The following is an 18,999-nucleotide window of genomic DNA, read 5'->3' as shown; positions in this document are numbered from 1 at the left end:
CTATATAGGCAAATAACGAAAGGGACAAAGGCGCTCATTCATGAATACTGCAACCTCCTCCACGGTTGAACAGAAACGTTTCACGAGACCCACAACATCACAGGCTCGTTTTGCATTTATTGTTCTACTCATTATAAATATTCTCAATTATACAGATCGCTCTATTCTGGCATCAGTACAAACCTTGATTCAGCAAGATTTCCATCTGACTGATATTGAACTGGGTTTACTTAATTCTTCTTTTCTCTTCGTCTATGGATTAGCAACGCTGCCGATCGGTATCTGGGCTGATCGCGGTACGCGTAAGAATATCGTTGCGCTCTGTGTGGGTGTGTGGAGCGTAGCCACGGCGTTAAGTGGGCTGACGCTCAATTTCATCCAGCTCTTCCTAACCCGCTCGGTTCTGGGCATTGGAGAAGCAGGCTATGCTCCTGCATCGGTATCGCTGATCGGCGACTATTTTCCAAAAGAGCGACGTGGCTTTATGCTCTCCGTCTGGTCCATAGGTAACTTGATCGGGACCGCCCTGGGGCTGATACTCGGAGGAATCATCGCGGAAGCCCTGGGATGGCGCTGGGTCTTCTATATCGTCGGACTGCCAGGCCTGCTGGCCGCATTTCTGATCTGGCGCGCGGTAGAGCCCAGGCGTGGTGCCTTTGATCGCGATGAGGATAATGGGGCGGAGGAGGCAGGGGCTACCCATGGCAGTATTGGTAGCGACATCTTCAGAGTGGTTAAACAGTTAGGAAAAACACCCACGTACTGGGTGCTGGTGGCCGCCTTCATCTGTAGCTTCTTTATCATCGGGGCCGCACTTTCCTGGGTACCCACTTTTCTGCACCGCGAATTCCATCTCACCATCGCCAGAGCGGCACCCTTTCAGGTGGCGTCCTGGCGGGGGGCAGCCTGGTGGGAACGCTCATCGGTGGCTGGCTGGCAGACTTCCTGCAGAGACGCCTACCGCAGGACGTATGATCATCACGACAGTCGCCTTCCTGGCAGGAGCTCCCCTGACCTGGATCGCACTCTCAATGCATCAGTTGAGCGCTTTTATCGCCGTCTTCACACTGGCGATCGTCTGTCTGAGCTTCTGCCTGGGTCCTATCCAGGCCATTATTCAAGACATTACCACGCCCAACATTCGCTCCACCGCAGTAGGGCTGGCGCTCTTATTGGGACACCTGCTGGGAGATGCAGCCTCGCCATTGATCGTCGGGGCCATCAGCGATAGCACACATTCCCTGGGTTTCGCGCTCCAGACTACGGGTCCTACCTGTCTCTTACTGGCAGGCCTGATCTGCCTTATTGGTATCAAAACCGTAGCCGGGGATATTGAGCGCGCCCACAAGCGCATCAACCAATCCAGCCGGGAAGCACATAGCAAGTAATAGAAGAAGAAGCCGCCTCATAAGAGGCGGCTTCTTTTAAATGAAAAAGCGGGTTACGGGGATCGAACCCGTGATCTCAACTTTGGGAAAGTTGCATGTTAGCCACTACACCAAACCCGCATCGTCGTTTTACTGACAGAGTGAAGTATAGCCGATCTACAGAGGGTTGTCAAGGTTTTTTTCTGGCGTGGGTGTCATTCATTTTTTTGCAGAGCCAAAATGGTAAGATAGAAACAGCTCAAACGCAAGGAAGAGAAAGGTGGGCACGATCATGAAGTCAGAAGACCTGGAGCAACGCTGGCAGCAACAAAGTCAAGAAGCCTTTCATACGCTTGCTCAATGGCAGAAGGAGCATCCCAAAGCCACCCTGGCCGAAATTGAAGCCGCCATTGATGCCCAACTCGATCAGGTACGGGCTCGCATCATTGAAGAGATGGCCCAAGCAGAGAGGGAAACCACCCAGCAGGGGCCACGATCGTGTCCGCAATGCGGCACACGCATGCATCAACGAGGGGCACGTACCCGAACCTTTCAAACACGAGGACAGCAAGAAGTGAACGTGAGCCGTGACTACCAGAGCTGTCCCGCCTGCGGATACAGCTTTTTTCCCCCTCGATGAGCAACTGCAACTGCCTCCCACCGCGTTGTTACCTCACGCCCATCAAAGTCTGGTGCGCTTAGGAACGCATCTGCCTTTTGGGCAAGCCGCCAAAGAAGTGCAGGCGTTGCTTGGCATTCGCATCAGTGAGGCTAGCGTCCGGCGCTGTACCTTGCAGGCAGGACAGATCGCCGAGGCGATCCAGAGCGAACAAGCCCATCCCGAAGCCGCCCGACCTCGTTTCCCTCTTCCTGCCGCTCCAGTGGTGGAGCAGATGGCGATGGGCAGTGATGGCGGGATGGTGCCCTTGCGCGGTGGGATCTGGGGTGAAGTGAAAATGGCCGTATTTGCTCAGGTGAACCCCTCAACAGCGAAAACCGAGCAGCATAGCTACTTTGCGCGGTTGGCGGATGCATCAATCTTTGCGGATCTGGCTTCGGCGGAAGTGACGCGGCGAGGGATCGCACAGGCCAGGCAGGTATGTGCCATCCAGGATGGCGCCGAGTGGCTGCAAGGCTTTGTGGATGGACATCGCCATGATGCGGTGCGCATCTTAGATTTTGCCCATGCTGCCCACTACCTTGGTCAGGTCGCCGAACAGGGACAACAGCAGGGTTATCATGTCCCTGCTCGCTGGCTCAATGTGGTTCTTCATGAGCTCAAACATGCGGGGCCAGAACGCATCATGAGGCATCTGCAGTGGTGGAAACGTGCTCGGCCGTTGCCCGCGGTCACCGATGCGCTCCGTTACTTCGGCAAGCGTTTGGCGCAGATGAACTATCCGCAGTTTCAAGCCCAGGGATGGCCCATTGGCTCAGGAATGGTCGAAAGCGCCAACAAAGTGGTGATGCAAGCCCGTCTCAAGGGAGCAGGAATGCATTGGGAGCCGGGCAATGTCAATCCCATGCTCGCCTTACGGGGAGAGATGTGTAACGAGCGCTGGGAAGAGAGTTGGCAGTATCAGCAACGCTGGCGCAACGATCATCACCATGGCCAACGACAGCAGCGAAGTCTCCAGCGACGCGCTCGCTGCGCGCAAGAACTGCGAGCGCTCATTCTGCACATCTGTTTGCGGTTGCCTTCCTCTACGTTTGCTCCACAACCTTCTTCTCGCAAAGGACGAACCGAGGGACAAAAACGCTGGGGAAGGCAAACCTTTTCGCATCGCATGCTTCAAGATGGCTCTGCAAAAAAATGAATGACACCCTTCTGGCGTTTTCCTGAATTTATAACGCAGACAGAAATCATATCAAGTATGATATGATAGAGATAAAAAAGCAACGTAATTCTTCTCCAGACGTATAATGTTGCAGATTATACTCGAACTTATCTTTATCGGGAGGGTTATATGGGACTTTTCGCTCGCCTCGCTACCCTGTTTCGCATCCGCGCTAATTCAGCCCTGGATAAGGCCGAAGATCCTGGACAGGTGATGGATTATTCCTACAGTAAGCAGCTTGAACAATTACAGCAGTTGAGGCGCTCGGTGGCGGATGTAGTCACCCAGGAGAAACGCCTGGAACTGCAACAATCTCAGCTGGTAGAAAAATTGAATAGATTAGATGCGCAGGCTCAGCAGGCGCTGCAGGCTAACCGAGAGGACCTGGCCCGCATGGCGCTGCAGCGCAAAGAGACTCTGGTCGTACAGTTGAGTGGCTATGAGCAACAGATCGCCCAGCTAAAAGCCCAGGAAGAGAAATTAATTACGATGGAGCGTACCGTCTCGGCGCGCATTGAGACATTCCGCACCCAGAAGGAAATGGTGAAGGCCCAATATAGCGCAGCCCAGGCCCAGGTAAAGATTAATGAGGCGGTGACTGGAATTTCTCAGGAAATGTCAGAAATGAACCTGGCTATGCAGAGAGCGCAGGACAAGGTATTGAATATGCAGGCGCGGGCCAATGCGATGGATAGCTTGATCGAGCAGGGTACGCTGGGGAACAGGGGTTGCTGGGGGCAGGAAGTGGCGACACGCTTGACCGGGAGTTGCAGCAAATTGCCGCCCAGCAAAATGTGGAAGCACAATTGCAGGCTTTAAAACAACAACTGCAACTCGAAGGGCCAAACACTCAACAAAAACAAATTAAAGGGCCAGCTACTGGAATGTAGTCTAGCCCTTTTTCTGCTCTTTTTCCTTGCGTGCTTTGTCCTTATAGAAGGATTTTGGCTTTGGACGGCGCTCGGTGTCTACATAGGCAGCTGGAGCAGCATCCTCGCGGGCAGCGATTTCTACGTCATCACGCTCGCTGATGAGCTCTTGCAGATCATTATAGACATTATAGTTATCGAGCGTTTCAGGCATGCGCAGCATATGACGCAGCACTTGTACCTGCGAGATACTGGTGCGGTCATTTCTGGCAGCTTCAGCCTTTGTCAACAACTTCTCAACAAGGTCCATGCTATCGTCATGCGCTCCAATGCCTTCGAGCCGCTCTCTCACTACCAATAACTGCTCATATAAGTTCATGTTAGCACTCCCCTCATAATAGCAGATTTCAAAAATCCACTTAGGGTTATGGTAACATAGAGCACAAAACCCGTCAAATTAAAGTGGATAGTTAGTACATTGCAGGTGTTGGTCTGCAATGTGTCTTTTTTTGGGTTGTGTTTTTCTGGGGGAGGTGGTGCCGCCTGAAGGCGTCACCGATGGGGAAGAGGAGAGAAGCTGGGGCACAGCCCCCAGACCCCAGTCAAGGGGCTCGCCGCCCCTTGCATCCCCGCTTGCGATAGGTTGAGTGGGCTGGGCCTCTTCAAGGGGCTCGCCGCCCCTTGCATCCCCGCTTGCGATAGGTTGAGTGGGCTGGGCCACTTCAAGGGGCTCGCCGCCCTTGCATCCCCGCTTGCGATAGGTTGAGTGGGCTGGGCCTCTTCAAGGAGCTCGCCGCCCTTGCATTCCCGCTTGCGATAGGTTGAGTGGGCTGGGCCTCTTCAAGGGCTCGCCGCCCTTGCATTCCCGCTTGCGATAGGTTGAGTGGGCTGGGCCACTTCAAGGAGCTCGCCGCCCCTTGCATCCCCGCTTACAGTGGTTGGGGAGCTGGGCCTCTTCAAGGGGCTCGCCGCCCCTTGCATCCTCGCTTTCTCTCAGAAAGATGGTGTTTCTTTTTCAGGCATTTTTGGGGATGAAAATGCCGAGGGGTTCTTCTTGTGTGGAGGGTTCGTTCATTTCTAAGGGCTGGACTGAGACCAGGTTAGTGTAGAAGGTGCTACCTCCGTTAAAGTCGGCCAGGCGATCTGAGGTGGTCCAGTTGATGTTGCGCTGGTCGGGGCTGAACTTTGGCCACCAGACGGTCGTGGTTGCCAGGACACCAGGGCGGACATCTTCCGATATCTCGGCAACCAGGCGGCACCAGCCACGCTCATTGCTGACGTGCACCAGTTGTCCACTGCGAATGCCACGCGCCTTCGCATCCTCGGCATGAATACGCAGGGTAGGGGTGCGCTCCTTGGAGATCAGTGTCTGCTGATTGGCAAAGGTTGAGCTGATAAAATGGTGGGCCGCCGGACAAAGCAAGGGCAACAATTCATCTTTGGTGGCCGGGCGCAAGGGTTCCGGACGCGCCTCGACCTCTGGTATCCAGTCGGGGACAGGATCATAGCCCTTGGCGACTGCTTGCTCAGAATAAAATTCGACTTTCTTAGAAGGGGTACGAAACACACCATCCTGGAATGGCACACGCTCATGGTCAGGGATGGTCAAGGGGATCGAGCCCTCAGCTTTAAAGCGTTCCAGGGTCAGGCCTTGTAAGGTCGGCTGCTGGGGAGCCGTCGCCTCCAACACTTCCTGAATAATGGCATCGGCATCCATGTGCAGCCAGGGCTCTTCAAAGCCCATCGCGCTCGCCAGCGCGCGCATCACATCCCAGTTACTGCGTGCCTCACCCAGCGGCTCGATGGCGGGCGTATTATATTGCAAAGATAGGTGGCCATAGGGTTTATGGAGATCCACCTGCTCCAACTGGCTGGTCGCCGGCAGAATGATATCGGCATAACGGGCGGTATCAGTCTCAAATAACTCGTGGACAACGGTAAAGAGATCTTCACGCTGCAAGCCCTCAACCACCTTGCCCGCGTTAGGCGCAGAGGCAACAGGATTGGCATTGTAGACATACAAAGAATAGACGGAAGGATCGGCCTCTCCGGTCAGGATGGCTCCCAGGCGATTCATATTCAGGCTACGCGTCGCCGGTGGGCAGACCGCTTCCTGGCTATGGCCGACGGCCGCCTTATTCCACTTCAACCAATCGCTTGTGCTATACATCAGGCCCCCACCGGCGACGCCATATTGTCCCACCAGCGCGGGCAGGCAGACCAGGGTACGCACCGTCTGGCCGCCGTTGGTATGTCGATTGATGCCATCAGAGATACGCAACATAGCAGGGCTGGTCGTAGCATAGGCACGCGCCAGGTCCACAATCGTCTCGCGCGCCAAGCCGGTGATGGCGGCGGCCCGCTCAGGCGGATACTGCATGATGCGCTCGCGCAACTGCTCCCAGCCAACCGTGTGCTGGGCGATCCATTCAGCATTGTGTAGCCCTTCAGTCACCATCACATACATCATAGAGAGGGCCAGGGCCGCATCCGTGCCCGGCAAGGGTTGGATATGCTGGTCGGCCGAGCGAGCCGTCAGGGTACGAATAGGATCGATCACGATGATGCGCGCGCCCTTACGTTGCGCCTCGCGCAGGAAAGGTACCACATGAGGGGCGGTACTGGCGGGATTGCTCCCCCAGATCAAGATCAGTTTACTGTGTAGCAGATCTTCGGGAGCCGGGGCCAGGCGACCACCTATCGTAAGCAGGACAGCATCTTCAGCGGCATAGCCACAGATTGAGCGCTCTAACTGGCTGGCCCCGAGTCGATTCCAGAAACGACTATCTGTCACGCCGCCCTGCACCAGGCCCAGCGTACCCGCATAGCTATAGGGTAGGATACCCTCGGCACCATGCTGCGCACTGATATTCTTCCAGCGCTCAGCAATCTCAGCAATCGCTTCATCCCAGGAGATACGCGTAAACTGGCCGCTTCCCTTGGGGCCACTACGGCGGAGAGGATAGAGCAAGCGCTCAGGATGATAGACGCGCTCCAGGTAGCGATTCACCTTGGCGCACAGCCAACCGCGCGTAACGGGATGGTCGGGACGCCCACGCACACTCACCGCGCGGCCACTTTCATCCACACGTGTCTCTAGTGCACATGTATCAGGACAATCGTGTGGGCAAGCCCCATAGACCACACGTAGATTACGACGTTCTTCTTTTTGAATTGGCGTTTTCAACGACATACAGCCAGTATCCTTTCAATCAGGAGTGATCTTCCTCCCAGGCCCCTTCCCCGGTCAGCCAGTCCAGCATAGCCTCGGGCATCAACGAAGCCGCCCCCTGGCGCTGCGAACAGCGAGGCAGACTATGTAAGACGGTTGCACCATACTCTTTTGAGGTCACGCGGCGGTCAAACAACACAACAGCATTACGCTTATTATCGCCCCACATAAAACGGTCGATGGCCCGACGCACACGCAGTGTAGCCATGGGCACCGTCAACTGATGCAATTGATCCGAATATTGTTCCGCCCGCGCCGCCAGCGGGGGATCATTCAGTACAGGCATAGGCAAGCGAGCAATAAAGAGGCAGGCCGGCGAACGCACAATCTCATCAGCATTATCCCAGAAGCTCCCCGTACCCAGTAGCACCACGCGCTCCTGTGACTGGAAGACCTGCCACAACTGGCGCGGCGAGCCATCGGCCCCCTGTCCCAGGACAAGAATATTGCGCGCCTCCAGGATCGGCTTAATAGCCGTATAGGTGCTACGTAACGCGGCATGGGAAGTAAAGAGGGCCACCACCTGTCCATCCAGGGCCGTCGCCAGATTGACCAGGGCATCATCCAGATGGCGCTGATATTGCGGCGCATTTGGCTCAGGCACATCATTAGGTAGATAGATAAGGGTCTGCTCCTGGTGTTCAGCCGTAGCCGAACAGACAGCCACGGACTCCTGCTCAAGACCCAGACGCTGGCGAGCAAAGGCGAACGAACCATCCACCGAGAGAGAGGTCCCCGCAAAGATATTACTGGCCTGATCCTTAAATAACAAGCGCTTCAGCATACTAGAGGTATGGATAAGCTGTGAATAGAGGATTGGTGCGGGATCGATAGAGATCATACTGGAACCAGGCTCTGAAGCTTTCCTCGCCACATGCTGCTGGGACGCAGCCAGAGGGGTAGGTGGCATACGCAGCCAATAGACAAAATTGCTCTCACCCAGAGACATCGCCTGCTGGACCATCTGTAGCTGCTCGGTTAACTGATAGGCGGCCGCCACCAGCTCAGAAGCAACCGAGGTATCCTCTCCACTTCCCTGGTCAGCACGCCGACGATTATTTTGTTTAGAAAGAATACTCTTCTCAGCCTCATTAGCCAGATCGATCACCGTACGTAAACGCTGCGACGCCTGTTGCCAGGCCTGCTCTACCTCATTCCAGGCACTGAGATGACGAATACTGCCCGTTAGCCGCAGCGGCTGATCTGGCCGTTCATGACCACGGGGATGCGAACGTTGCTGACCATCCGAGCGCCCTTTATCACGGCCACCTTGCTGAACAGAATCATCGACCAGGCCAGAAAAAGCCAGGAAGAGACGGCCCACAGCCATACGGGCCTGGCGCAGCGTCTGGAACCACTGCAGCAAACGCTGATCAAGCTCAGATTTAGGAACCGTCGGCGTCGTAGACAGGCCACCCGGTCCATTCTCACGCAATGAAGGGGCCGCCAGGGCCAGCAAACCCTGATAGCGACCATCCGCCAGCTCAGCCCCAATGGTATTGAGTACCCGGAGCACCCGAAGCTGATCAAACTCAGAGCCACCCCAGCGAATATTCTCCTCCTCAATCAGATCAGCATCCAAAATTAGACGCCGATCGATAGAGGCCAGCAAAGGCTGCTTCAGAGAGAGATCATCGAACAAGCCTGCATGCGTCGTCACCACAATCTGGGCCGCCTTCACGCGATCCTCAGCCAGGCTCACAAAGCAATAGCCCTTACGGCGATAAGTACAGCGCTGGTACGTCTTATCAAAACGCTCATCCACCGACCGCTTCTGCTCAAAGTCAGACGAGATGCGATCCCAGGCCGTAATCTCCTGCTGCAACAGAGTCAGCTCACTACGATCACCTTGCAGGGTTTCATGCGTCCATAGGCGCAGCTTGGCCAGACCCCGAGCCTGCTCGGCCGTCAACTCTCCACTGGTACGCCGCATAGCAGCCCCAAACCAGCGATGGGTACAGAGATAGCCCCCGTGTTCAGCCAGGTAAGCAACCGAAAGATTAGAATTCACTTTTTGTTGGAGGAGCGGCAAGGTCGTATCGATCAAGCGCCGCGCACTCTGCTGATTAGCACAGGCAATCACAAGCCTGCGAGGAGAGGACTGCGTGGCAAGCTCATCCTCTGGCTGCGCCGCCAACCACTCTAATACCGCCAGCAGAGCAGCCGAATAATCGTGTCCGCCCAGCGTGAGTTCTAATAGCAAAGGTTCACGCTGCTCCAAAGATTGAAAAATGGCCTGACGGGCAACCGTATTGCCTCTGGGTGACCGCACCTCGGCGGCAGGCATAACCTCAAGGCCCTCGGGAGGAGGAGGGGTACAGGAGGGATAGAATTTTCTGGTGGACGACCAACAGCGAAAGACAGCACACGGGGGTCCATTCCCAGCTGGGCGGCGAAGCGATCACCGAGGCTACCGCGTGAAAGCCTGCCTACCACCCCCTCACTCTCTTGTCGCTCGCGCAATTCCTGACGAAAAAATTGCAGCAAAGGCCAGGAACGCGGCGCATCCAGATTGGCCAGGTCATTCAAGACATCCAGATCCACAGCCTGTAGACGCTGATGCAAGGCATTAAAAACCTCCATTGCCAGCACCGTATCAACCATCGCACGATGGCGATCATGCGGCACACGCACCCCAAGGGTCTCAGCAACCTGGCCCAGATTATAGCTCACCTGGGAAGGCAACAGTACAGTCGCCATCTCAAAAGTATCGATAAGCGGATTTGAACGAGCAATACCGCGCAGGCGCAAAAAGCTCACATCAAAAGGGATACTGTGTCCGACAATGGGAAGGTCACCAAGGAAGTACTGTAATTTCTTTGCCACAGCAGAAAACGGAGGAGCACCAGTCAAATGTTCTGGTTTAATACCAGTTAAACGCTGCACACGATAGGGAATCGAACGACCGGGGGTCACAAATGTTTCTAATGTATCGATTACTTCGGTCCCTTGAAACTTTACAGCGGCAATCTCGAGAATCGCATCTTGCTCGGGATGTAAACCAGTTGTTTCTAGATCAAGGGCAACACGAATGGCAGATCGTTTCGCCATAGATTATCCGTTCCTCACGTCTCTCTCGACTATTTTCAACAAATAATATCCCCACCACTATTCAGGAGGAAAAGGGGATGGAGGCCAATTTTCGAGCAAGGTCCGAGCTTTGAGAGCCGCCTGCCCACGATGGCTAATTTTATTTTTATGCTCTGGTGTAATTTCAGCGGTTGTCTTTCCTAATTCAGGGACCAGGAAGATAGGATCATAACCAAATCCATAAGTACCACGAGGGGGTCGGTAATCAAGCCTTCGATCGACCCTTCAACACTCTGATGATAACCAGAAGGTTCAGCAATGGTAATCACACACTTGAAGCGGGCTGTACGCTCTTCTGGTGGAACACCATGCAGGCGATCAAAGAGAATGGGGAAACGTTCCTCATAAGGGGTATCCACACCAGCAAAACGGGCAGAGTACACGCCTGGTGCCCCTCCGAGGGCATCAATTTCTAAACCAGAGTCATCTGCGAGAGAGAGTGTTCCCGAGGCACGCGCGTATGCCAGGGCTTTTAATTCTGCGTTTTCTTGGAAAGTTGTTCCGGTTTCTTCAACATCAAAATTGAGTTGGAGGTCATTGAGTGAAAGCAATTGATAAGGTAGATCAGAAAATATTGCTCGATACTCTTCCAACTTATGACGATTTGTGGTTGCAACCAATAGGACGCGCATAAAAGACTCCAAACTAGGCAGGACCGAAACATTGCCACTTATTCTACCATACGCTAGTAGAGTTGTCGAGGCAAAGATTTCTGTATTTAATTACTCTAAATCACAATGAAATACATCAATTGAAAATGCTAAAATCTAAGGGCATAAAAAATCCTGGGCAAAAATGCTTGACATAGCACGGGTTTACATGTATAATCCGCAATGTTAAGAGAAGAACACGCGTGATTCTCTGAAACCATACCCGCCGATGTAGCTCAGGGGTAGAGCAACGCTTTCGTAAAGCGTCGGTCGTCGGTTCAATTCCGACCATCGGCTTTTTTTTATGCCTAAGCCACCTTAAAACCGCTTCTAGTGGGGCTTTAAGGTGGTCTTATTTTTGCCTCTACATCAGATCTTTTTTCAGATCATTCTATGCGCCGTGTCATCTAAAGATTTTGTGCCTATACGTGTTTAAGTAAGGAAATAAGGTAGTTATCACAAAACTACCTTATTTCCTTATCGTATTTATAGGTTATCCTCGCACTTATCTGAGATTAACGACCACCACCACCGCTGCTACCGCCACCACCGCTGCTACCGCCACCACCCTTACCGCCACCCTCGTTACGACCGCCACTTCCACCACAGTTGTCACCACTACAGCCGTTACCACCATCGCCACCTGGACCCTGGCCAACATTGCCACTAAGATGGAATGGGATGGAGGGGGTGTGTTCAATGATAACAACGACCCAACGCTTTGCTGAACACCAAGAGTTGGGGATTGTAATGCATGGAAAACCTGCGTGTTAGCACTATATCCAGCGAAGCCAAAGAGGCTGCTGATGAGGGCGCTACCAACAATCAGACCTTTGAAAAGAGGTAATTTTGGTGTAAGCATGCTTATTACCTTTCTGGCTCATAAACCGAGCATATTACTGCAGATCAGGGATACGACCTGCGCGAAATTCGCGCCTACGGCGATAGAGTCCAGGAGGATCATCTACCCACATGACATTGATGAGAAACACTACAAGGGGAAAGAGCGAATGCGGTTGTCCAAAGGGATGAATGCTACATTGACGAGCTGCAATCGCTTTCAGCCTCAAAATTAAAACGCACAACAAACAGCTTTTGTTTATGAAGAGACAAAGGAGAGAGATCCCGCGTATGCCGGAAGCCATCAGTATTTCGGTGAGGACAAAAATACACACACCTGAGTAGAACCGCTGGCCATGCTGTCAAAACTCCTATATACAGCCAGGAGCATGAGCAGGATCGAGATCGCGTAGCCCAAGAGATATCCGTCGAGTCACCTGCTTCTAGAAGGTGATCATACCTAAAACGGCAAAGCAATCCAGAATCCGCTTATCAAGTGGATTCTGGATTGCCATAATTTTGCCTCTATACTACTACTGTAGCACCAGTATTATTTTTTGGGTCCGGCATGAGGCTTACCCTTTGGGGGTGCGGCTTTAGCATGAGGCTTACCCTTTGGGGGTGCGGCTTTAGCATGAGGCTTACCCTTAGGGGGTGCGGCTTTGGCGGCTGGAGCGGGAGTATTATCCGAGCTAGTAGCATTAACCGTATGGGTAGACTTAACAGGAGTATTGGATCGGCTGTTATGGGTGGATGGCGTGGTTTTTCCTGGCGTGCCTGATCGCCGGTTATTGGCAGGCGGCGTGGTTTTTCCTGGCGTGTTTGATTGCTTGTTATTGGCGGGTGGCGTGGTTTTGACGACTATGGGGGTGCTTGCACCAATAGTAGCATGCGCCTGGATAAGGCTATCCGCGGTAGCACTGACAGGTCTGATATTACCACCGGGCAACGCAAATGAAGATAATCCCAACGTCAATAAGGCTACGGAAGCCAGCACGACTGGTAGCGCGACACGTCGAGGTGGTTGGCGACGCAGAGGAGAGACTACTACGACAGGTGGCGCGGCGGGCAGAACGGGGAGATGCTGGGTTGTCTTAGCTTCGTTTACAGATTGCCGTGAGTAAACATCGAGGGCCTGCTGATACGCAGCGGCAAGCTCAAGCGCTGATTGATAACGACGCGCCGGCTCTTTCGCCAGGGCGCGCAGCACAACCTTATCAAACGCAGCCGGAATGCCTGGATTGACCAGAGAAGGGCGCGATACTTTTTTCGAGAGGTGCTGCATAAACGTCCCCACCGGAGTTGAACCTTTGAAGGGCACATCCCCGGTAAGCATCTGATAGAGCACAATCCCCAGGGCATAAATATCACTGAGATGAGTTGCATCCCGCTCCGCCAGTTCGGGGGCCATATACTCGGCGGTACCGACTAAAAAGCCGCTCTCGGTCAGGCTTTCAGCGACACTACGAGTATTCTTAACCAGGCCGAAGTCGGCCAGATAGACGAAATCGCGATCGCGCATCAATATGTTTGACGACTTGATATCGCGGTGAACGATACCTTGTTCATGGGCGTAATGCAGAGCGGAAGCGACTTGATCTAGATATTTGCCTGTATCTTCCAACGTCAAAGGGCCAGCCTGAACAAGATCACGTAAGGTACCATTGGGGACATAAGGAGTCACCAGGTAACACCAGGGGTCCACCTCACCATAGTCCAGGGCTGGCAGGATATGCTTATGGCGCAGGGTAGTGATGGCCTGAGCTTCACGCTGGAAGCGTAGACAGTAATCGTGATTGCCTGAATGAACCAGTTTGAGCGCAACTTCCCTATTAGAAGTAAGATCACGCGCCAGATAAATATCAGACATACCGCCCCTGGCGATGTGCCGGACGATAGTATAATGTGAGATAACGGTATTCAACAAATCCTGCATAAACTTCTCGCTCTTCCTGCCATAAAAAATACGCCAGCCACAGTTAGTACACGCATCAGGAGCCAGCTTCGTGACATTAAGTACTTTTTACGTACCACACCATGTATTAAGTCGCAGGAGAGCAAAAGCAATAAGAAACACAGGATGTTCCCTCAAAATTGAGGGAACACCTTTTTAGCGTTCGAAGAGGGGGCATTGCTGGCGGAACTCGGCGACCATCTCACCCACCTTCAAGATGGGTTTGTGTAGTGAGGACGGGGCCGAGACATTCAGGGTTAAGATTTTGCTGTTGATACGACGTAAGGCTTCGTCGTACTCGGTGGCAGCCTTCTCTACGGCGGCATTGAATCTGCGCTTCTCGCTCTCAAAAGGCGCAATCTTGCGGGCAGACAGATGCTTGCGCTGCGCAATCAGGTAGCGAATCTCCCGACCCGCACGCTCAATATCCGCATCAATCTGTTTTTGAAGCTGGATCTCAAAAGGCACATAGTCATTGTTCTTCAATATGCCATAGGCCATGCTATTATCGTCTGTCTGATGGGCATCCAATTGGAGCGGCTTGCCCATACCCTTTAAGTGATCGAAATCCCCACGCTCTTGAGCTTTGCGGATCATCTCTTCTACATAGTCGCCCATACGCCGTCCGCGGTAGGTCGACGGCCGATTCTCTTCCGTATCCAGTTGGGGTTTTTCTAAGCGCTTGCGCCAATCCACAAAATCCATGCGGCATTCTCACATTCTTTCTTTCAAAGCTACGTCGTCATTTTCCTTTCTTTGTTATCCTATTATAACGCTTTTGATGGCATCCCTGGCAACCTCATAAGCGGCCGCCAGGGGAATATTGTGCGCTCTCGCCACCCGCTGGCACTCCTCATATTCGGGGGCCACGTGAATTACCTGTCCACCCAGGCGCTTCACCTTGACCAACATCGGTCCCAGTTCAGTCTCGACCTGTATCTGCTCACGCTGTGCCTTGAGGCGACGAATATGTTGGATCCGCACCCCCAGAGTCGTCGTCTCACGCAGCAAAAGCAAGGCCAGCTGTTCTCCAAGATCAAGAGGAGAGATGACAGTCAGCAAGGTAGCAGGCCGATTCTTCTTCATCTGGATCGGGGTATAAGTTACATCGAGCGCCCCGGCGGCAAAAAGTCGTTCCATCAGACCACCCAGCAACTCGCCCGTCATGGTATCGATATGCGTCTCAATCACGGCCACCCAATCGGTATCCGCGCCCTGTCCTGACTGGATAAAATCAGGCTCGGCCACAGTTTGAGCCCTGCCAAGATAGATACGCAGTGCTCCCGACCAATTCTGCTCCGTCTCACCCAGCCCAGAGCCGGTGCGTTCGATAGATAGCACAGGAGGATCGAAGCGGGCAAAGGTAGCCAGCAGGGCAGCGCCAACGGGGGTCACCAGTGCAGTGGATAAAGTAGACGGCTTCCAGGAGACGGGATGGGGGCGCAGGATCTCCAGGCTCACCGGAGAAAGAAGGGGAAGCAACTGCTGTTCTTTCTCTACAAATCCATGGGTAAGGGGTAAAGGGGAAAAATAGAGTGCCATCAATTTTAGCTCATGCAGACCCGCGACCACTGCCAGTAGCTCAAGCACAGTGGCGGATGACACACGCAGAGTAGCCACGGTAGTGTTGGAGACAGTTGCTTCAGCTTCAAGCAGGCACTGCAGACAGCGCAGCGTGTTCTCGCGTACAGGCACAGGCAGAGTCGCAACCTGTAGTAAATGGTCCCGCCACTCAGCCAAAGAGCGTTGCGCCCCTGTATCCTGGACTGCAAGCGAGAATGCGCTTCCACTGAGGCCTGGACGCTGTACTTTGAGCGGTTCTATGCAATACGTACCTGGCATAGCCACTGTCGTAAGGACATCCTGCAAGCGTGCCAGGGAAAGACCAGCATCCAACAAAGCACTGAGCAATAGATCACCGCTCACACCCACTGAGCAATCTACATAAGCAATCGTATCCATCATACATCCATTCTGATCCAGAATATAGAGTTTCAACCTGACCTATACATTCTGTAGTTAGCAGTATGACATATCAACCTGCTACGGGCAAGTTTCCGGGTTGTGGCCCATGGCCGTGGGCCGCAACCCGGAAACTTTACATATATTTATTTGTATTCACTAATCAAAGACAGATCACTGAGCATGCTTATTAAACAAGAGAGGATGCTCGCCAGCACCTGCATAGTCGACGGCCGGGTATCAGAGACATAATCGGATTCATGAATAAGGCATTCAGACAGCTTATGGATGGCATCATTTAAACGATTGCGCACCGTGCGATCAGAGATCCCCAACGTTTTGGCTGCATCTTTTTCAGTCTTATCCGCCCAATAAATCAGCAGCACCACTGAACGCAAGCGTTCAGGAAGACGTCTGACCACATCCATCACGATGCTTGAATCGACAGAGCGCAGCATCATATACGCTTGCTCATCCTCAATTTCAAATGGATTATACAAATGATCGGAACATGGAGCCATATGATCCAGACTCAATATCAAGCGACGAGGGATACGGCGCCCTTTCTCTATCTGGGCGGTACTGATCCGCCCTTCGCGCAGCATAAAGGAGCGATAAACGTGCATACGCTCGTAGCGTACACAATGGACAAAGTTCTCCTCCCAAAAGCTACGCATTGGATCAAAGATGGCCTTTAAGATCGCTTCATTCAAATCTGAGCATAAATCAAAACTCATATTGCGCTGCTCATCCCAACCTAGTTCATAACATTTTTGAGCCACGCTATTGGCCCAGAATTCATTTTTGTCCAGCGTGCGAGCCATGATGACTTCTGAAATACGTCCACTACCCAACTCATCTTGCATGCGACGGGCAAAACGCAAAGTCTTGACCAGAACCTCGCGTGGCAATTCCATCTGCTCCACGTGACGCCAAAACTCTAATGAGCCATAAGGAGGAAGCTCATTAAACATTTTGATAATATGCAGGCGCCGCTGTTGAATATCGGTACTATATTTTTTTCGGGATGCCCCCACAACTTCCACCTATTCCCTAAAACTATTTAAGCACAAAGAACAATCAAAGGCTTTTAATGCATTCTTCTTGCTCAAAACACTTATAACCGTTAATATACACCAGAGAACAAAACACGTCAATGGCTCTTATGATTATTTTCTCCTTGTCATATATAATACCGAGAATAAAAAGGAAACCGGAAAGCTTATCACGTAAACTTTCCGGTTTCCTTTTTATGTATAATATCTAAAAAAAGCGCAAATACAGCTATTTTCCAGTTTTATGGAAAGCCAGCGCATTACGATACACCTCAACGTAGCGTAGCGCCGAAGCACGCCATGAATGGTCCGCCTCCATGCCGCTCAACTGCAGGGTACGCCAGATATCCTTAAATGGATAAAGGGCCAGGGCACGCACAATGGCTGCGAAGAACTCCCAGGCATCATAGTTCTTGAAGACAAAGCCATTCCCCTCGCTACTGTGCGGATTATACTCCTGAACCGTATCGGCCAATCCCCCACGTGACGCACAATCGGCACACACCCATAGCGCATAGCATACATCTGATTGGTACCACAGGGTTCAAAGCGCGACGGCATCAGCAACATATCGCTACCAGCATAGATCCGTTGTGCCACCTCAGTATTAAAGGTCAGGAAAATGGCGACCTGGTCCGGATAGCGCGCGGCCAGATTCTGGAACATTTCATGATAATGCTGGTCGCCGACGCCCAGCAGAACAAACTGCACGCCTTGAGCCAGCAAAGGATGAATAATCTGTGCCAGCAGATCGAAGCCTTTTTGATCGGCCAGGCGCGAAATCATAGCCAGCAACGGCACATCCGGCTTAATTGGAAGGTGCGCCTGCTCCTGCAGAGCTGCTTTATTTTCCGCGCGCTTCTCCAGGCTTAGAGCATCATATTGAGTATGGATATGATTATTAAGCGTAGGATTATTCTCTTGATAATCCACCCCATTTAAAATGCCAAAGAGCCGATCGCGGCGCGAACGCAACATATGGTCGAGTTTCTCACCAAAGGTTGGCGTCAAAATCTCTTGCGCATAGCGTTCGCTCACCGTCGTCACCGCATCGGCGAACAGGATACCACGTCCCATGATATCAACAACGTTCGCCAGCTCCGCAATCTGAGGGTACACAAACCCATTTGCAGCCACGCCCGCAACCTCAAGAAGACGATAGCCAAAGATGCCCTGGTAGGCCAGATTATGGATAGTATAGACCGACGCCGTATTAGCAAAGAATTCATCGCTACGATAGATGGTATGTAACCAATTGGGCACAATGCCAGTATGCCAATCATTACAATGGACAATATCGGGCGACCAATCTAAGGACCGTACCGCCTCCAACGCCGCACGGCAGAACAAAATAAAACGCTCACCATCATCTGTATAGCCATAAATATTTTCGCGATCAAAGTACCGGGGAGCATCAATCATATATACAGGAATATGATTACCAATTTCAGCCTGCCGCACACTGGCGGAGACCTGAAAATTCCCCATTGGCACAGAGATCGAATCAAGGATTGTCGTCAACTGAAAATGCTGAGCATCAACCTGGCGGTAACGCGGCATAACCAGGCGCACATCATGCCCAGGGCCTGTAAAGCCTTAGGTAAAGCACCAACAATTTCTGCCAGACCACCTACTTTGACAAACGGCTCTATTTCAGCAGCAAGGATCAGAACCTTGAGAGGTTGTTCAGACTGCATACAAGTTCCCTCCCACTCACGAAATGTACCTCATTATAGCATGTTGGCATGGCAGGGCGTAAGGTAACCGGGTCCGTACAAGCTCAAAATCCGCCGCGATTGATCTGTTGTGGTCGGCTAGAATCTGTTATTAAGAGTTGGAGAATACGGATGTGGAAAACATTAGATGTGGATGTAGCAGGTGATATAGTCAGGGAGATCGAACGACATGAAGAGGCGTAATCCGAAGAAAGAGGTGTAGTTTGGGGTACATCGGAGCATTATAATTGGAGCAGAAGTAAATTTAGCCATATGTAAATAATTTTGGGCGTAAAAAATATATAAAAATAAGAGGTAACAGATAAATTTCTATTGAACACAAAGTGGAATATAAGTATACTAAGCAAAGGGATAGATGAAGTTGTATAGAAAGAGAGGAACGTCCATGCCTCCTGATCTCCCACCC

14 protein-coding genes, 2 tRNA genes and 2 pseudogenes are annotated in these 18,999 nt (G+C 52.4%); 6 read left to right on the top strand and 12 right to left on the bottom strand.

Annotated elements, in window-relative coordinates:
* The first annotated feature begins 40 nt into the window (after window positions 1-40).
* Window positions 41-1,231 carry a spinster family MFS transporter gene (locus tag EL645_RS20945; RefSeq protein ID WP_126552307.1) on the top strand — a complete coding sequence of 397 codons (1,191 nt, stop codon included), beginning with the start codon at window positions 41-43 and terminating at the stop codon, window positions 1,229-1,231.
* Entirely contained in the window at window positions 1,206-1,388 is a 183-nt protein-coding gene (locus EL645_RS20940) for a hypothetical protein (protein ID WP_161977547.1), read from the top strand. The genes EL645_RS20945 and EL645_RS20940 overlap by 26 nt, the downstream gene beginning before the upstream one ends.
* 47 nt (window positions 1,389-1,435) lie before the next feature.
* Here EL645_RS20940 and EL645_RS20935 read toward each other — a convergent pair.
* Window positions 1,436-1,508 (bottom strand) — tRNA-Gly (locus tag EL645_RS20935).
* A gap of 151 nt (window positions 1,509-1,659) precedes the next feature.
* On the opposite strand from EL645_RS20935, the gene EL645_RS20930 reads away from it, so the two are divergent.
* The 3 genes from EL645_RS20930 to EL645_RS20920 all read left to right on the top strand — a co-directional run bounded on the left by EL645_RS20930 (window position 1,660) and on the right by EL645_RS20920 (window position 4,024).
* Entirely contained in the window at window positions 1,660-2,007 is a 348-nt protein-coding gene (locus EL645_RS20930; protein WP_126549266.1) for a hypothetical protein, read from the top strand.
* Entirely contained in the window at window positions 1,955-3,184 is a 1,230-nt protein-coding gene (locus tag EL645_RS20925) for an ISKra4 family transposase (protein ID WP_126549265.1), read from the top strand. Before EL645_RS20930 ends, EL645_RS20925 begins: the two co-directional genes overlap by 53 nt.
* A 150-nt stretch (window positions 3,185-3,334) precedes the next feature.
* Window positions 3,335-4,024 carry a PspA/IM30 family protein gene (locus tag EL645_RS20920; protein WP_218031943.1) on the top strand — a complete coding sequence of 230 codons (690 nt, stop codon included), beginning with the start codon at window positions 3,335-3,337 and terminating at the stop codon, window positions 4,022-4,024.
* A 72-nt stretch (window positions 4,025-4,096) separates the two neighbouring features.
* On the opposite strand, the gene EL645_RS20915 is transcribed toward EL645_RS20920, so the two are convergent.
* From EL645_RS20915 to rdgB, 5 genes and pseudogenes are all read right to left on the bottom strand, one after another.
* The gene (locus tag EL645_RS20915) at window positions 4,097-4,453 is read right to left on the bottom strand and encodes a hypothetical protein (RefSeq protein WP_126552305.1); all 357 of its coding nucleotides are present in this window, start codon (window positions 4,451-4,453) and stop codon (window positions 4,097-4,099) included.
* 636 nt (window positions 4,454-5,089) lie between these two features.
* Window positions 5,090-7,267: a molybdopterin-containing oxidoreductase family protein gene (locus EL645_RS20910; RefSeq protein WP_126552304.1), complete on the bottom strand. Its 2,178-nt coding sequence runs from the start codon at window positions 7,265-7,267 to the stop codon at window positions 5,090-5,092.
* Window positions 7,268-7,286: 19 nt separating this feature from the next.
* The gene (locus EL645_RS20905; protein WP_126552303.1) at window positions 7,287-9,593 is read right to left on the bottom strand and encodes an ATP-dependent DNA helicase; all 2,307 of its coding nucleotides are present in this window, start codon (window positions 9,591-9,593) and stop codon (window positions 7,287-7,289) included.
* The gene (locus EL645_RS20900; protein WP_126552302.1) at window positions 9,500-10,357 is read right to left on the bottom strand and encodes a 3'-5' exonuclease; all 858 of its coding nucleotides are present in this window, start codon (window positions 10,355-10,357) and stop codon (window positions 9,500-9,502) included. The genes EL645_RS20905 and EL645_RS20900 overlap by 94 nt, the downstream gene beginning before the upstream one ends.
* A 57-nt stretch (window positions 10,358-10,414) precedes the next feature.
* Window positions 10,415-11,028, bottom strand: a pseudogene (gene rdgB / locus EL645_RS20895) (RdgB/HAM1 family non-canonical purine NTP pyrophosphatase).
* Window positions 11,029-11,271: 243 nt separating this feature from the next.
* Here rdgB and EL645_RS20890 point away from each other — a divergent pair.
* Window positions 11,272-11,343: transfer RNA gene (locus EL645_RS20890), tRNA-Thr, on the top strand.
* Window positions 11,344-11,551: 208 nt separating this feature from the next.
* Here the strand turns inward: EL645_RS20890 and EL645_RS39415 are convergent.
* The 6 genes and pseudogenes from EL645_RS39415 to EL645_RS20860 all read right to left on the bottom strand — a co-directional run bounded on the left by EL645_RS39415 (window position 11,552) and on the right by EL645_RS20860 (window position 18,554).
* Window positions 11,552-11,908, bottom strand: a complete 357-nt coding sequence (locus tag EL645_RS39415; RefSeq protein ID WP_161977546.1) for a hypothetical protein — start codon at window positions 11,906-11,908, stop codon at window positions 11,552-11,554.
* 528 nt (window positions 11,909-12,436) lie between these two features.
* Window positions 12,437-13,822 carry a serine/threonine protein kinase gene (locus EL645_RS20880; RefSeq protein WP_126552301.1) on the bottom strand — a complete coding sequence of 462 codons (1,386 nt, stop codon included), beginning with the start codon at window positions 13,820-13,822 and terminating at the stop codon, window positions 12,437-12,439.
* A gap of 174 nt (window positions 13,823-13,996) precedes the next feature.
* Window positions 13,997-14,545 (bottom strand): DnaJ family domain-containing protein, encoded by a 549-nt coding sequence (locus EL645_RS20875; RefSeq protein ID WP_126552300.1) that lies wholly within the window; start codon window positions 14,543-14,545, stop codon window positions 13,997-13,999.
* A gap of 54 nt (window positions 14,546-14,599) precedes the next feature.
* Window positions 14,600-15,805 carry a nickel pincer cofactor biosynthesis protein LarC2 gene (gene larC2 / locus EL645_RS20870; RefSeq protein WP_136625256.1) on the bottom strand — a complete coding sequence of 402 codons (1,206 nt, stop codon included), beginning with the start codon at window positions 15,803-15,805 and terminating at the stop codon, window positions 14,600-14,602.
* 143 nt (window positions 15,806-15,948) lie between these two features.
* Window positions 15,949-16,839 carry an RNA polymerase sigma factor gene (locus tag EL645_RS20865; protein WP_126552298.1) on the bottom strand — a complete coding sequence of 297 codons (891 nt, stop codon included), beginning with the start codon at window positions 16,837-16,839 and terminating at the stop codon, window positions 15,949-15,951.
* A 342-nt stretch (window positions 16,840-17,181) separates the two neighbouring features.
* Window positions 17,182-18,554, bottom strand: a pseudogene (locus tag EL645_RS20860) (glycogen synthase).
* Between the last annotated feature and the right edge of the window lie 445 nt (window positions 18,555-18,999).

The organism is Dictyobacter kobayashii (assembly GCF_003967555.1).
Taxonomy (GTDB): Bacteria; Chloroflexota; Ktedonobacteria; order Ktedonobacterales; family Ktedonobacteraceae; genus Dictyobacter; species Dictyobacter kobayashii.
Note: the sequence above shows the minus strand (reverse complement) of the source record. Positions and strands in the feature narration are given on the sequence as shown.

What these genes read in the sequence shown, in the direction of transcription:
- EL645_RS20945 (WP_126552307.1), top strand. Translation starts at nt 41, where the DNA reads ATGAATACTGCAACCTCCTCCACGGTTGAACAGAAACGTTTCACGAGA.
- EL645_RS20930 (WP_126549266.1), top strand. Translation starts at nt 1,660, where the DNA reads ATGAAGTCAGAAGACCTGGAGCAACGCTGGCAGCAACAAAGTCAAGAA.
- EL645_RS20920 (WP_218031943.1), top strand. Translation starts at nt 3,335, where the DNA reads ATGGGACTTTTCGCTCGCCTCGCTACCCTGTTTCGCATCCGCGCTAAT.
- EL645_RS20915 (WP_126552305.1), bottom strand. Translation starts at nt 4,453, where the DNA reads ATGAACTTATATGAGCAGTTATTGGTAGTGAGAGAGCGGCTCGAAGGC.
- EL645_RS20910 (WP_126552304.1), bottom strand. Translation starts at nt 7,267, where the DNA reads ATGTCGTTGAAAACGCCAATTCAAAAAGAAGAACGTCGTAATCTACGT.
- EL645_RS20905 (WP_126552303.1), bottom strand. Translation starts at nt 9,593, where the DNA reads ATGCCTGCCGCCGAGGTGCGGTCACCCAGAGGCAATACGGTTGCCCGT.
- EL645_RS20900 (WP_126552302.1), bottom strand. Translation starts at nt 10,357, where the DNA reads ATGGCGAAACGATCTGCCATTCGTGTTGCCCTTGATCTAGAAACAACT.
- EL645_RS39415 (WP_161977546.1), bottom strand. Translation starts at nt 11,908, where the DNA reads ATGCTTACACCAAAATTACCTCTTTTCAAAGGTCTGATTGTTGGTAGC.
- EL645_RS20880 (WP_126552301.1), bottom strand. Translation starts at nt 13,822, where the DNA reads ATGCAGGATTTGTTGAATACCGTTATCTCACATTATACTATCGTCCGG.
- EL645_RS20875 (WP_126552300.1), bottom strand. Translation starts at nt 14,545, where the DNA reads ATGGATTTTGTGGATTGGCGCAAGCGCTTAGAAAAACCCCAACTGGAT.
- larC2 (WP_136625256.1), bottom strand. Translation starts at nt 15,805, where the DNA reads ATGATGGATACGATTGCTTATGTAGATTGCTCAGTGGGTGTGAGCGGT.